Origin of the sequence: Achromobacter sp. JD417 (assembly GCF_041879325.1) — a bacterium.
GTDB classification, from domain to species: Bacteria; Pseudomonadota; Gammaproteobacteria; order Burkholderiales; family Burkholderiaceae_B; genus Achromobacter; species Achromobacter mucicolens.
In genome coordinates, this window is sequence record NZ_CP087159.1 from 5,569,231 (window position 1) to 5,582,168 (window position 12,938).

Annotated in this window: 9 protein-coding genes; 1 reads left to right on the forward strand and 8 read right to left on the reverse strand. The window is 64.9% G+C overall.

Annotated elements, in window-relative coordinates:
- Positions 1-10: 10 nt before the first annotated feature.
- The 4 genes from LN047_RS25630 to LN047_RS25645 form a co-directional block, all read right to left on the reverse strand.
- Positions 11-2,200 carry a TonB-dependent receptor gene (locus LN047_RS25630; protein ID WP_373980585.1) on the reverse strand — a complete coding sequence of 730 codons (2,190 nt, stop codon included), beginning with the start codon at positions 2,198-2,200 and terminating at the stop codon, positions 11-13.
- A 215-nt stretch (positions 2,201-2,415) separates the two neighbouring features.
- Positions 2,416-3,105: a 4-carboxy-4-hydroxy-2-oxoadipate aldolase/oxaloacetate decarboxylase gene (locus LN047_RS25635; protein ID WP_373980586.1), complete on the reverse strand. Its 690-nt coding sequence runs from the start codon at positions 3,103-3,105 to the stop codon at positions 2,416-2,418.
- Positions 3,102-3,821: a PIG-L deacetylase family protein gene (locus tag LN047_RS25640; protein WP_062841221.1), complete on the reverse strand. Its 720-nt coding sequence runs from the start codon at positions 3,819-3,821 to the stop codon at positions 3,102-3,104. Before LN047_RS25640 ends, LN047_RS25635 begins: the two co-directional genes overlap by 4 nt.
- A 66-nt stretch (positions 3,822-3,887) precedes the next feature.
- Positions 3,888-4,892 (reverse strand): Bug family tripartite tricarboxylate transporter substrate binding protein, encoded by a 1,005-nt coding sequence (locus tag LN047_RS25645; protein ID WP_373980587.1) that lies wholly within the window; start codon positions 4,890-4,892, stop codon positions 3,888-3,890.
- Positions 4,893-5,002: 110 nt separating this feature from the next.
- Between LN047_RS25645 and LN047_RS25650 the strand changes: the two genes are divergently transcribed.
- Positions 5,003-5,896 carry a LysR family transcriptional regulator gene (locus LN047_RS25650; RefSeq protein ID WP_373980588.1) on the forward strand — a complete coding sequence of 298 codons (894 nt, stop codon included), beginning with the start codon at positions 5,003-5,005 and terminating at the stop codon, positions 5,894-5,896.
- 9 nt (positions 5,897-5,905) lie between these two features.
- Here the strand turns inward: LN047_RS25650 and LN047_RS25655 are convergent, their stop codons facing one another.
- The 4 genes from LN047_RS25655 to LN047_RS25670 form a co-directional block, all read right to left on the reverse strand.
- On the reverse strand, positions 5,906-9,463 hold the full coding sequence (locus tag LN047_RS25655) for an autotransporter outer membrane beta-barrel domain-containing protein (protein WP_373980589.1): 3,558 nt from the start codon (positions 9,461-9,463) through the stop codon (positions 5,906-5,908).
- Between the two features lie 308 nt (positions 9,464-9,771).
- Positions 9,772-10,317 (reverse strand): GAF domain-containing protein, encoded by a 546-nt coding sequence (locus LN047_RS25660; RefSeq protein ID WP_056324802.1) that lies wholly within the window; start codon positions 10,315-10,317, stop codon positions 9,772-9,774.
- Complete coding sequence (locus LN047_RS25665) at positions 10,314-11,669, reverse strand: MFS transporter (RefSeq protein ID WP_373980590.1); 1,356 nt, start codon at positions 11,667-11,669, stop codon at positions 10,314-10,316. The genes LN047_RS25660 and LN047_RS25665 overlap by 4 nt, the downstream gene beginning before the upstream one ends.
- Positions 11,670-11,705: 36 nt before the next feature.
- On the reverse strand, positions 11,706-12,935 hold the full coding sequence (locus LN047_RS25670) for an amidohydrolase family protein (protein WP_062841225.1): 1,230 nt from the start codon (positions 12,933-12,935) through the stop codon (positions 11,706-11,708).
- Between the last annotated feature and the right edge of the window lie 3 nt (positions 12,936-12,938).

Consider the following 12,938-nt stretch of genomic DNA (forward strand, 5'->3'; position numbering starts at 1 on the left):
CTCGGCTTCCTTAGAAGGCGATGCTGGTCGAGAACGTGTAGGTGCGCGGCGAGCCCACGAATAGGTAGCCTGCCGTGGCGGTGCCCCAGTAGTTCCGGTTGAACAGGTTCTCGACGTTGAAGCGGAAGGTGACGGGCGTGCCGCTGATCTTGGTCTCGTAGCGCGCGCCGGCGTCAACGCGGGTCCAGCTTGGCACCGACAAGGTGTTGTCGGCGTTGGCATACGTCCTGTCGGTGTAGATGACGCGGCCCAGCACCGTCAGACCTGGGACGAACGGGGTGTCCCACTCGGCGCCCAGGTTGAATTGCCAGTCGGGCACGCCGATGGCCTTGTTGCCCTGCAGGCCAGGCGTGGCGGCCTTGTTGATGACGGCGTCGATGTAGCTGATGCCGCCCAACAGGCGCACACCCTTCGCGACTTCGCCGGCAAAGCTGGCTTCGACGCCTCGGTTGCGTTGTTCGCCGAATTCGCCAAAGGTGTTGCCCGAGATGCCGGAGCTGGGGCGGGTCAGCTCAAAGAGCGCGACAGTGGCCAGCATGTCGTCGTTCAGGTTGTACTTGACGCCGAGTTCCTTCTGCTTGGACTTGAAGGGCGACAGCGTTTCGCCTGGATTGGTGATGGCCGCGCTGGTGGGCGCGGTGTCGCCTTGCGACAGGCCTTCGACGTAGCTGGCGTAGACCGACAGATCCGGCCGCACCTTGAATACGACGCCGGCCAGCGGCGTGGTGGCGCTCTTGTCATAGCGCGGGCCGCTGGGCTCGCCGTTGGCGAAGTTGTAGTTCTGGCCCTGCACGTTCTGGCGGCGCGCGCCCAGCGTCAGTTGCAGCCGGTCGTCCATGAAACCCAGGGTGTCGGCCAGCGCGTAGCTGGTCAGCTTGGTGCTCTGGTAGCGGTTAAGCGGATTGCTGATGCCGGAGATGGACGGCGTGTCGAAGATGTTGCCGGCGTAGATATTGGAATTGCCCGGCGAAAAACCGGTGTAGAAGCCCAGGTCGGATTTCTGGTCCAGCAGCGTGTAGCTGAAGGCGACCTTGTGGCTCACGGGGCCGGTCTTGAAGTTGCTGCGCAGGCCGGCTTCGGTGGACTTGCTGTCCACCGTCATCCGCTGCCAGCCGCCAAAGAAGGAGTAATCGCCCTGCGTGTTCTGCAGCACGGGGTTGGCGGCGAAGGCGTCCCAGTCCAGCTTGCGCTGGCCGTAGCCTGCGTAGGCAGTCAGGTAGTCGGTGATGTCGTATTCGATCTTGAACACGCCGGCGGTATTGCGCCCGTCGCTCCAGCCCAGGCCCGGATACGGATTCTTGTTGCTAGGCGCCTCGGGAATCGAGGTCAGGTCCGCGCCAAGCTGAAACTGGCGCACGACGTTGTCGATGCGTTCCTTCTGCCAGATCAGGTCCAGGGAGGACCGCAGCTTTTCACCGCGATAGTCCAGCGCAACCGACCCCAGCGCTTCGCGTGTCGACTGGTCCTTGATTGGCGTGTCGCCGTCGCGCAGCATCCCGTTCACGCGGATGCCAAACGCGTTGTCGGGACCGAAGCGGCGTCCCACGTCGGCATGCACGCCAAAGACGGAGTCCGACATGACCGAGCCCGTGACCCGGGTGATGGGCTCATCGGTGGCGCGTTTGGGCACCAGATTGACGACGCCCCCCACGCTCCCGCCCGGCGTCATGCCGAAGAGCGCCGCCGACGGTCCCTTGATGATCTCCACACGTTCCAGGGTCTCGACCGGAGCGCGCCAATAAGGCGTCAGGCCGAACATGCCGTTGAACGCGAAGTCCGCGGTCGGCACATTGAAGCCGCGGATGGTGAGGTCTTCGTTGATGTTGGACCGGGCACTGCTCATGCGCACGGACGGGTCCATGGTGGCCACGTCGGCGACCGACCGGGCCTGCTCGTTCTCGATCGTCTGGGCGGTATAGCTGGTGACGCTGAACGGGGTGTCCATGACGGACGTGTTGCCCAGGATGCCCATGCGGGCGCCACCGCCGATCAGACCGCCGGCGATGGGCGCGGGCGCCTCGCCCAGGGCGACGGGCGCGCTGGTCACCGTGACGGTGGGCAGCACGGTGATCGCGGCCGGCGCTTGCGTCTGCGCCGATACCGAGGCGGCATAAAGCGCGGCGCTGCCCGCCAACGCCTGTTTCACCGCCCGGGCGACGCCCTTCTGCGTGCCTTGACGGCCATTCGATGCTTTACCCACAGCCCCACCCCATGCATTCTTTTATATAAAAGGCGCATGATAAGCATTCTCATTCGATATTGCTATGGGGTTTGTCTGGATGTGGCGTACGCACGTCAGTTACGTGCGCCGCGCCGATGAGGGTCGAATTCGCTGTCGGCCGGGAAAGCGCCTGGGCGCTGCCCTTGGTACGGCAATTCGGTGAACGGCATCACTCGGTAAACCGCAGCCGCCACCTACGCATCCGGGCTGCGGTCCACATAGACCAGCCCCGCAGCCGCCAGCTTTTCGCGCATGCCGTAGATATCCAGCCCCAGTTCCCCGGCGGCCAGCCGCTTGCGCTTGTCGGCCTCGTTGCGCAGACGCGCGTCGCACGCATCGGCCACTTGCGCCGCCCGCGCACGCGGCACGATGCACACGCCGTCATCGTCGGCAATGACGACATCCCCGGGTTGCACCAGCGCCCCCGCGCACACGACCGGCACGTTCACCGATCCGGGGGTCGCCTTGACCGTGCCCTTAGCCGATACGCACTTGGACCACACCGGAAACTGCATGTCCTTCAACGCGGCGACATCGCGGCAGCCCGCGTCGATCACCAGTCCTTGCACACCGCGAGCGCGCATGGAAGTGGCCAGCAGCTCTCCGAACATGCCGTCTTCATTGGACGACGCGCAGGCCACCACGACGATATCCCCGGGCCGGCAAAGTTCGATGGCGACGTGCAGCATCCAGTTGTCGCCCGGCTGCGCCAGCACCGTGATCGCGCTGCCCGCGATGCATGCGCCAGCGTAGATGGGCCGCAGCGTGGGCTGCAACAGGCCCGTGCGTTGCTGCGCTTCGTGCGCGGTGGCGACGCCTGCCGACGCCAGGCGTGCGATGACCGTGCTGTCCGCCCGCTCGATGTTCCTGACCGCAAGGCTCATGCCAATTCTCCGGTGACCTGCGGGAACACGCGCTGGTAGCCCTCGGCGTACTTGATCTTCAGGTTCGAGTTACGCGACGCCTGCACGCCGCGTTGCAGGGCGACGCGGGTGTAGTACTCCCACAGGTGTTCCTGCGCGGCCATGGTCTCGAAGGCCCGGCGCTTCTGGTCCCAGACTTCGGAGATATCCAGCAGCACTTCGGGCTTCCACTCGCACTGTTCCGGCTGATGCGGCTCAAAGAGGAATACGGGCGGGGCGCCCAGCACCGCTTGCTCCGGATGGTGCCCATGCGCCTGCGCGATCACGCGGGCTTCCTGCGCCACGTGCGTCGCCAGTGGGTGGTCGAAGTTGTACGGGTCTTTCTGGGAATGCGTCAGCACGAACTCCGGCTGCAATTCGCGGTAGACGTCCACCAGTTCGAACAGCGCCTCGTCCGATACGCGCAAGGGATAGTCGCCGCAGTCCATGAAGCGGATGTCGGCGCCCAGGATGCCGGCGGCCAGGCGCGCCTCGTCGCGGCGGTCGGCCTTGACCCGCTCCAGCGTCATGCCGGGCTGCTTCCACAGCTTGGCGGATTCGCCGCGTTCGCCAAACGACAGGCACACCACGGTGATTTTCCAGCCGCGCTTGGCGTACAGCGCGATGGCGCCACCCGCGCGCCACACAAAGTCCGCGGAGTGCGCGCTGACGACCAGCGCGTTCTTTTGCCGTTCCATTTCAGTTCCTTTATGCAGTGTTTCGCCCGCGGACCGCGCCGCGGCCCCGGGCTGGCGCAAAGGCCATCAATCGGCCTTGATGCCCGCGTCCTTGATGACCTTGGTCCATTTGGTGGTTTCAGCCGCCACGAATTCGCCAAGCTGCTTGTCCGTGCCGGGCGTGACCACCGCGCCCATCTCGGCAAAGCGCTTCTTCACGTCGGGGTGATTCAGCGCGGATTGCAGCGCGGCGTTGAGCTTTGCGGTGACGTCTGGCGGCAGATCCTTGGGGCCGATGAGTCCCCACCACACGGTGGCCATCGCGCCCGGCAGGCCTTGCGACACCACGGTGGGCACGTCGGGCAGCATGCTCGCCGGCTCGTCGTCCAGCACGGCCAGCGCGCGCAGCTTGCCCGCCTTGACGTGTGAGACGACTTCCAGCGGATTGATCGACATGAAGGAGATCCGCTGCCCCAACAGATCCGTCACGGCGGGCGAGCCGCCCTTGTACGGCACGTGCAGCGCCTTCATGCCGCTCTCGCGCTTGAGCAGTTCGCTGGCCAGATGGCCCGAGCTGCCATTGCCGGCCGACGCGTAGGTCAGCTTGTCCGGGTGTGCGCGGCCGTAGTCGGTCAGATCCTTCAAGGTCTTGAACGACGATTCGACGGGCACCACCACCGCCAGCGGCGCATAACCGATCGCGCCCACCGGCGTGAAGTCGCGCGCGGGGTCAAAGGTCAGCTTGGAGAACAGCGCGCCGTTGGCGGCCAGCGTGTTCGATGCGGTCAGCAGCGTGTAGCCGTCCGCCGGGGCACGCGCCACCGCGTCCATGCCGATGTTCGTCGCCGCGCCGGGGCGGTTGTCGACGATGATCGTCTGCTTCAGCGCGTCGCCCATTTTCTGGCTGACCAGGCGGGTGACGATGTCGACCCCGCCACCCGCGGCGTAGGGCACCACGATGCGGACCGGCTTGTCGGGATAGGCGCCCTGGGCGGCTGCCGGCAGCGGCGCCAGCATCGCGGCCATCAGGGCGCTTACTGCTGCGGCGGCGGCAAAGGTGCGGCGGGACCGGGACGGCGCGTAAGCCTTCATGGTTGTCTCCTGTGTCGTTATGCGTGTTGGTATGGGCGCATGATGCGCGCTGTACACTCATACCGTCCAATACCGTTTTCCACGACGATCTATTTGCTTTCCAAATCGATATGGATTTTCGCCAACTGCGTTACTTCGTCGCCGTCGCCGAGGAACTGAGCTTCAGCCAGGCCGCGCGCCGGCTGCATGTCAGCCAGCCGCCGCTCAGCCTGCAGATCAAGGCACTGGAAGAAGAGCTGGGGTCGCCGCTCTTGACGCGCACCAGCCGCAGCGTGGAACTGACGCAGGCGGGCGCGTTGTTCCTGGATCAGGCGCGCCGCGCGCTGGCGCATCTGGAACGCGCGGGCGAAGTCGTTCGGCAGTCCGCGCTGGGTGAAACCGGCGAGATCCGCGTGGCATTCACGGCGTCTGTGCCGATGTTCGACGCGTTCCCTCGCATCGTGCACGCCTTTCGCAAGGATTTTCCGGGCGTGGGTGTGGACCTGAGCCACCAGTCCACCGGACAGCAACTGCGTGCGTTGGCGTCCAAGGACATCGACGTAGGCTTTCTGCGTCCGTCCATCCTGTTCGTGCCGCCGCCCAATATCGCGACGCTGCCGCTGTGGACCGACCGGCTCATGGCCGCCCTGCCCCAATCGCATCCGCTGGCGCGCCGCAACGCGCCGTTGTCGATGACCGACCTGGCGGACGAGTCCTTCATCCTGTTCCCGCGCGGGCTTGGCTGCGGCTTGTTCGACCACGTGGGCGTGCTGGCCAGCCGCGCGGGCTTTGCCCCGCAAGTGGGCCAGGAAGCGCGCGAAGGCGCGACCATCATTGGCCTGGTGGCGGCAGGAATGGGCATCTCGATCCTGCCCGACACCTACATGAAGACGGGCATTCCCGGCGTGGCCTACCGCGAACTGGACACGCCGGATGCGCAAAGCCAGGTATTGCTGGCGTATCGTTCGGAGGATGGGTCCGCGCTGCTGCAGCGGTTCCGCGAAACCGCCCAGGCCGCGCAGTAAAGAAAGCGGCTACCAGCGATACCCGACGTTCAGCATGCCGCCGTAGCCCCGCTGACCGCCGCTTCCAGCCTGGCCAAACAACTCTCCGCTAACCTGCCACGACTCGCGGACATTGCCTGCCACGCCGATTCGCAGTTCAGCAGCGTCGCGCATGGGCGTTGCCTGGAAGGTCGATGCGCCCACGTTGGCTTTCGCGCTGCCCGAGTTGTGCAGCCAATTGGCTTCGACATAAGGCCGCACCGGGGTGGCGGCGTCGTTGCCAAGCGGATACGCGCGGACACCCACGCGCGAAGTAACTGAACTGGCGGGCGAGTTTTTCAGCGTCATGCTGGGCAACACAGCGTCCTGGGCGTCGTATCGCGTGTAGGCCAGTTGCGCTTGCGGCACGACGACCATCGCACCCAACGCGGAATCGGTGGCGAAGGGCTTGAACGCATATCCCGCTTCCACCGACGCGGTCCAGGTGTTGGAACGGTATCGGGCCGAGCCCAGTTCGCTACTGATCTCGTTGGAATAGCGGCCGAACTGCAACCACGAATCGGCATACGCGCCCAAGCGGGTGGCATCGTCGGCGTAGGCGGTGGCATAGATGCCCACCGAATATCCGGTGACCTTGCCTCGGGCATCGGCACGCATCGCCATGCCGGTTCCCGGGTGGATGAGTTGGGAAGTGGCGTTAGTGCGCGCCTCGCCCGCGCCGGCCATGACTCCTGCCTTGAGGACTCCTTGCTGTCCTAGTCGCGTGCTCACGAGGTCGGCGCCCATCTGCAGCATGGCGGTGTCGGTATCGATGCTGACCTGACCTTCCTGAAGTTTCGTGCCGGTGTGCCGCGCGCCCTCGGTACGGGCCCACACCTGCCGGGACGCGCTGGCGGGCGCAGATTGACCTGCCGACGTTTGCGCCACGGTCCGATCCGCCAGGCGATGCACGAACATCCGGGTCGCCGCGACGTGATTGCCGATATGCGCGCCGTTTTCCGGTGAGACGTTCTGCAGCTTGCCCGGCGCAGAACCGGGCGTGCCAGCGCCACTTCCGGGAGGCGTGGTCACACCACTGCCGGGAGGCGTTTCGGGGCCACCACCCGGCGGAGTTTCAGTGCCGCTGCCCGGAGGCGTCTCAGTGCCGCTGCCCGGCGGCGTTTCGATACCGCTGCCGGGAGGCGTCTCGATACCGCTGCCGGGAGGAGTCTCAGTGCCGCTGCCCGGCAGCGTCTCGGTGCCGCTGCCCGGAGGCGTCTCAGTGCCGCTGCCAGGCGGCGTTTCAACGCCACTTCCGGGCGGCGTCTGACCGCCCGGATCCGTGGCGCCGCCTTCTTCCGGCGGCGTCGTCGACGTCAGATACCAATCGGACGCCACGCCGCCCGTGCCGCCCTGAACCAGGAAATACTCGTAGCCATTCAAACCGAGGCTGATGGTTGAGGGCCGGTAGCCAGTCGAGTTGGCGTCCAGATAAAAGGCATTGCCTGAAATCGTGGCCCCGTTGGTGGCCTGCACGAGCCGGATGCCTTGCGTGGTCAACGCGCCTGCGCCGCCGGCGTTCAAGACACGCAGCCCGGTGGTGCCCGTGACCGCACCGCCGTCCACGACGAGCCGGTCGGTCAGGGACGTATCGTCGCCCAGGTGGGTATTCATGACCAAGGTGCCGCCGCCGATGTAGTCGGAGACGGTAAGCGTCTTGAATCCGGATTGCGCACCGGGAGACACGAACTGCACGACACCCGCGTTGGTCAGGCTCTTGACGGCAGAATCGCCGCGCACGTTCCAAACGCTGCTGGCGTCTAACTTGACACTGTCCACCGAGCCCTGCCCCGCGCGCACCGCGCCGGTCCACTCACTGCCGCTCGCCAGGCCAATGTCGACGCGGCCGCTGTCGGCGGTCAACACGTCGCCCGTCATGAGCGCGCCTGTGGCGTTCAGGGTGACGCGTTGCGTCTGGTACGGTTGCCCGGGGACGATTCCCGCGCTGGGGGTCGCCTGCGTTCTAAGCAGGATGCCGCTGGCTTCGTCGCCGCCGGCCCGGGCCACCACGGTGGCGTTCTGGACGGTGATGTCGTGGTCTCCGCCCCTGACGAGAAATCCCACCCCATCGTGGGTCTGAAGGTTGCTGCCGTCCGACAATACGAGCGAATTGGCGCCCTGCGGCTCGTAGCGCACGCTCTGCACGCCGTTTGCGTTTTGACCCGTCATGATGACTTGCGTGTCGCTCAGCGAAACCGCCGTGTCGCCGGCGCCGATGTTTCCAAGCAACTGCACGCCGATCGAGCCTGTGGATTGCCCGTTCAACTGTGAATTGACAGCGTCGATGCGTGCCTCGTCGGTTGCCCGAAGCGCTGCGCCCGTGATGCCGGACACGTCCACGGTAACGCCGTCCAATGTCACGTGCGTGCCGCGATGGTTGGCACTCACGCCTACCCCATTCATGACTTCGGCCAGGATATGCGTTCCCACGGCATCGATCGTTGTTGCCGCCGTGTCATCGATCGAGTGTGCATACAGGCCGGCCCGTCTTCCGCGTAAGGTCCCGCCTTCAATCTGTACCGCCCCATTGCGGCTTCGGATCGCATACAAGTCCGCACGGATGTCCAGGTTCTGTCCGGTCATCGCATGGTTGTTCATCACCGTGACGCCCTCGTTGACCGCAACGGCTTCGCTGCCGATTGTCACGTTCGTCAAAGACGCCGAAGACCCACTGGTTTGACTCGCCTCGTTATACAAGAGCACGCCGAAGTCCACCGAATGCGGACCGGCAACAACCGTATCCGTCATGGTCAGGCTGGAACCGTCGACAACGGAAATCTGGCCTTCAATGGTGCTTCCTTGAACGGTGACGATGGCATTTTGCGTGATATGCACGGTTGCCGCCGAGGCATTTTCTGTGCCTCCTGCCTTGACGTGGCTGTCGGTCAGCGACAGCGTGGCCTCTTGCACCGAAAGGTCCGCCCCCGTCGCCGCGCCCATGTCATCCACGCTGGACACAATGACGTTGGACAGTTCGACGCGCCCGCCTGACTGGACGCGCACGCCATAGTTGTTGACGCCATTGCGATCAATGCTCTTGATCTCCAGGTCACTTGCCGTGATGACGCCCCCATCGGAGGCACGGACGGTCCCCTGAAAACCGCCTGATCCCGACACGGTTCCGCCAAGCAGATTGATGCGGCCCGCATCGGTCGCAAGCACGGCCGTTGCCTCCGAGGAGATGAGGGAAATGTCGGCGTGAACAAAACTATTTTCCTGGGACGCGGACAATGCAGCCCCGGCTTGCGTCTGGATCGTGCTGTCCGTGATCGTGATCGAGCCTCCGCTTTGGGCATGGGCGCCTCGGGCGTCCGCCTCTGCGGTCACGGTGATGCCGTTGACGAAGATGCTGTTGCCCTGATTGTTGACGCGGATTGCGTCTCCAGTGTTGACGTTGATGCTCGCGCCGGGGAACACCTCCATCGACGTGTTGCCTTCCGGGTCATCAATGAGGATAGGCGCTGCCGGTGCCGCCAACACCATCAAGGGAAAGGCCGGGACCGTGGCGGCGAGAATCGCCGCGACAACCGGGGAAAGGGGGAAATGCATCGCAAGCTCCGTAACCCGTGCGCGGCCTCGGAGATGCGAAAAGCCAGATGCCAGCCAAGTGCAGCAACGCCGAACCGCCACGAAAAAAAGCGACCATTCTCTTGACGTCGCGCAAGCTCGCACATCGAAAGACTTCTAAAGCTCGCTCCCCCTCTTGCAAAAACGCGGTAACACGCAACAATTCAGACCAGTTCCCGCAACAATGTGCAAAACTGGGGCTGTCCCTGTTTCCGGACGAAAAAAGGGCCGCTTCGAAAGCGGCCCGCAAACATCGTCCCGCACCGGGACGGATACTCAAATTACGCGGCTCACACGCTGTCCAACGCGGACCGGTCCACGCTTGCCGCCGCGGACGCCGCGTCCTGCATCGCTTCGATGAACACGGGCGCGCACAACCCAGCCACGACCGCCGCCAGATCCGGATCGATATCGTCGTAGGCGTGACGCGCGGCCAGCATGTTCAGCGAGCCGATCACCCGCCCCGCGTGCCGCACCGGAATGTTGAACGCCGACTGCAGCCCGCGCTCGATCAGCATCGGCGCTTCGGAGAAAACGGTACGCACGTCGTCTTCGTTGCTGGCGACATACAGGCGCCCTTCTTCCAGCACCAGCCGTGACCACGGGCCGTTGCCGGTGGCCTTGAAGCCGCCGAGCGGACTGATGGTGTCGTCCGACGTGTGCAGACGCTTCATCAGTTTGTGGTCCTGCAAGTACAGCAGCGCCGTGAACAGCTTGTGGCCAAAGCAGTCTTGCAGCAGGTTGGAGATCACGCCCCACTGCGCCTGCCGGTCGCCGGCCAGCGCCAGATCGCGGGCGTGGCCAGCCAACGCGTTGAATGCGGAGGCCTTGGTCATGCGTTGATTTCCTCGAGCACGACGCCACGCGTGTTCTTGCCGTAGAACAGGATGCCCAGGCCGCCGACCAGCAGGATCGCGGTCATCATGGCAAACACGCCGGCAAAGCCCAGGACCGGATACGCCACGCCAACGATGGTGGGCGATGCAATGGAGCCGATGCGGGCAAAGGCGGAGGCCGCGCCCATGCCGGTCGCGCGGATCGACGTGGGATAGATTTCGGCGGTGTAGGTGTATTGACCGGCGATCACACCGTTCATGCCGAAGGACAGCAGCATGCTCAGCATGATGATCTGATGCTCGCCGCTGGCCAGCGCCAGGCCCAGCGCCGACAGGCACGACAGCAGCATGTACGCCAGGATCGTGTACTTGCGGCCGACCTTGTCGTTGAAGTACGCGGCCGAAAAGTAGCCCGGGATCTGCGACAGGTAGATCAGGATCGTGTACGAGAAGCTCTTGGTGATGGTGAAGCCGCGCTCGACGAGCAGGCTGGGGATCCACACCAGGAAGGCGTAGTAGCAGAACAGCACGGTGATCCAGAACACCCAAACCAGCGCGGTGGTGCCCAGGTATTGCTTGGAGAACAGCGACGTCAGCTTGGCCATGGCGGTCTGCTGGTCTGCGGGCGAGGACGCAGCCTTGCGCGTGGCGACAGGCGTAGGCAGCGGGCGGCCGGTGCTTTGCTGCACTTCGGCTTCGATGGCTTCGCAGATGCGGTTGGCCTCGGAAGTCTGGCCGGTGTGTTCAAGCCAGCGGGGCGACTCGAACAGCGACTTGCGCCACCACAGCAGGAACACGACCGGCACCGAAGCGATGATCATGATGTAGCGCCAGCCGTCGTCGCTCATCGGGACGATGAAGTAGCCCAGGAGCGCCGACATCACGAAGCCGAACGAGAAAAATCCCGCCAGCGCGCCGGTGAAACGGCCGCGGTACTTGCTGCTGACGAACTCGGCCAGGTACGGCGCGATGATGGCGCCTTCCGCGCCCATGCCGATGCCGGCGATCATGCGCAGGATGTAGAACTCGTGATAGTTGCGCGCAAAGGCGTTGACGAACGTGGCGACGCAGAACAGCAGCAGCGCCCACATCATGATCTTCTTGCGGCCGTAGCGGTCGCCCAGGATGCCGGAGAACAGCGCGCCGACCAGGAAGCCGACGTACGTGCTGCTGGCGATCCAGCCGATCTGGCCGGTGGTCAGGCCCCACTGCGTGCGCAGCGAGGGAATGATGAAGGCGATGATGCCGGCGTCCAGTGCTTCGAAGGCGAGCCCAAGGCCGCCGATCATCAGCAGCCGGAAATGAAAGCTGCTGAAGGGCAACCGCTCCAGGCGGTCGGATACGGAAAACATGATGGGGAAGTTCCGGAGATAAAAGGAAGGGGACCGTCAGCAGGCGTTCTTGTGCAACAGGCCGCGGTTCATGATGAGCTTGATCGAATCGGGCTTGGTCAGCAGTTCGATGTCGTCCAGCGGATTGCCATCGATCAGCAGCAGGTCGGCGTAGGCGCCTTCGCACACTTCGCCCAAGAGGCCTTCCTGGTTCAGGATCTCGGCGCCGATCAGCGTCGCCTGCTGGATGACCTTGGCATTGCCCAGCACGCGGCTGCGCAGCACCAGTTCGTCGGACTGCATGTAGTGGGTTTCGCCCAGCAGGTCGCTGCCGTAGCCCATCTTCACGCCGACTTCGTCCAGGATCTCCAGCGCGGTCAGGCCTTGCGTGCGCACGGTGGCGATCTTCTTGACCGAGTCCAGCGGCAGGCCGTAGCGCTCGCCGTCGTTGGCCAGGCCTTCGTAGGTGATCAGCGTGGGCACCATGTAGGCGCCATGTTCCTTCATGACCTCGGCGGCCTCGCGGTCGACGAGATTGCCGTGCTCGATGGTGCGCACGCCGCAACGCACGGCGCGCGTGATGGCGCGCGGGGTGTAGGCGTGGGCCATCACGTAGGTATTGGCGTTATTGGCCTCTTCGACGATGGCGATGAGCTCGGCCTCGGAGAAGCCCAGGTTCTGGATGGGGTCGTTGGGCGAAGCCACGCCGCCGGACGCCATGACCTTGATCTGCGTGGCGCCCTTCAGGATTTCCTCGCGCACGGCCAGGCGGCAGTTGTCCACGCCGTCGACCACGCGGCCGATGTTGCCGATCTTGACCGAGCAGGGGCACGGATCGAGTTCGTCGTTGCGCTGGCGGAAGTCGCCGTGACCGCCGGTCTGGGACAGAGCCTTGCCCGAGCAGAAGAGCCGCGGGCCGTCGATGGTGCCGTCCAGCACGGCCTGCGCCAGCGCCCAGTCCGCGCCGCCCGCGTCGCGCACGGACGTGAAGCCGCGGTCCAGCATGCCCTGCATGATGGGCAGCGCGCGCAGCAGCGCCAGCGCGTTGGGCAGGGACGCGACGCGGCCCAGGTTGAACGACGACGCCACGACGTGCACGTGGCAGTCGATCATGCCGGGCATCAGGGTCATGCCCTTGGCGTCCACCACCTGTGCATCCGCGGCAGCCGGTTCATCGGCGCCAATGCGGGTGATCACGCCATCCTCGACCAGCACGGTCGCGGCGGCTTCAAGGGCCAAGGTTCGGGTATTGAGGATCCTGCAATTCTTGATGACAACCGGCTTCATAAA

What these genes read in the sequence shown, in the direction of transcription:
- LN047_RS25665 (WP_373980590.1), bottom strand. Translation starts at nt 11,669, where the DNA reads ATGTTTTCCGTATCCGACCGCCTGGAGCGGTTGCCCTTCAGCAGCTTT.
- LN047_RS25635 (WP_373980586.1), bottom strand. Translation starts at nt 3,105, where the DNA reads ATGAGCCTTGCGGTCAGGAACATCGAGCGGGCGGACAGCACGGTCATC.
- LN047_RS25670 (WP_062841225.1), bottom strand. Translation starts at nt 12,935, where the DNA reads ATGAAGCCGGTTGTCATCAAGAATTGCAGGATCCTCAATACCCGAACC.
- LN047_RS25645 (WP_373980587.1), bottom strand. Translation starts at nt 4,892, where the DNA reads ATGAAGGCTTACGCGCCGTCCCGGTCCCGCCGCACCTTTGCCGCCGCC.
- LN047_RS25650 (WP_373980588.1), top strand. Translation starts at nt 5,003, where the DNA reads ATGGATTTTCGCCAACTGCGTTACTTCGTCGCCGTCGCCGAGGAACTG.
- LN047_RS25660 (WP_056324802.1), bottom strand. Translation starts at nt 10,317, where the DNA reads ATGACCAAGGCCTCCGCATTCAACGCGTTGGCTGGCCACGCCCGCGAT.
- LN047_RS25655 (WP_373980589.1), bottom strand. Translation starts at nt 9,463, where the DNA reads ATGCATTTCCCCCTTTCCCCGGTTGTCGCGGCGATTCTCGCCGCCACG.
- LN047_RS25640 (WP_062841221.1), bottom strand. Translation starts at nt 3,821, where the DNA reads ATGGAACGGCAAAAGAACGCGCTGGTCGTCAGCGCGCACTCCGCGGAC.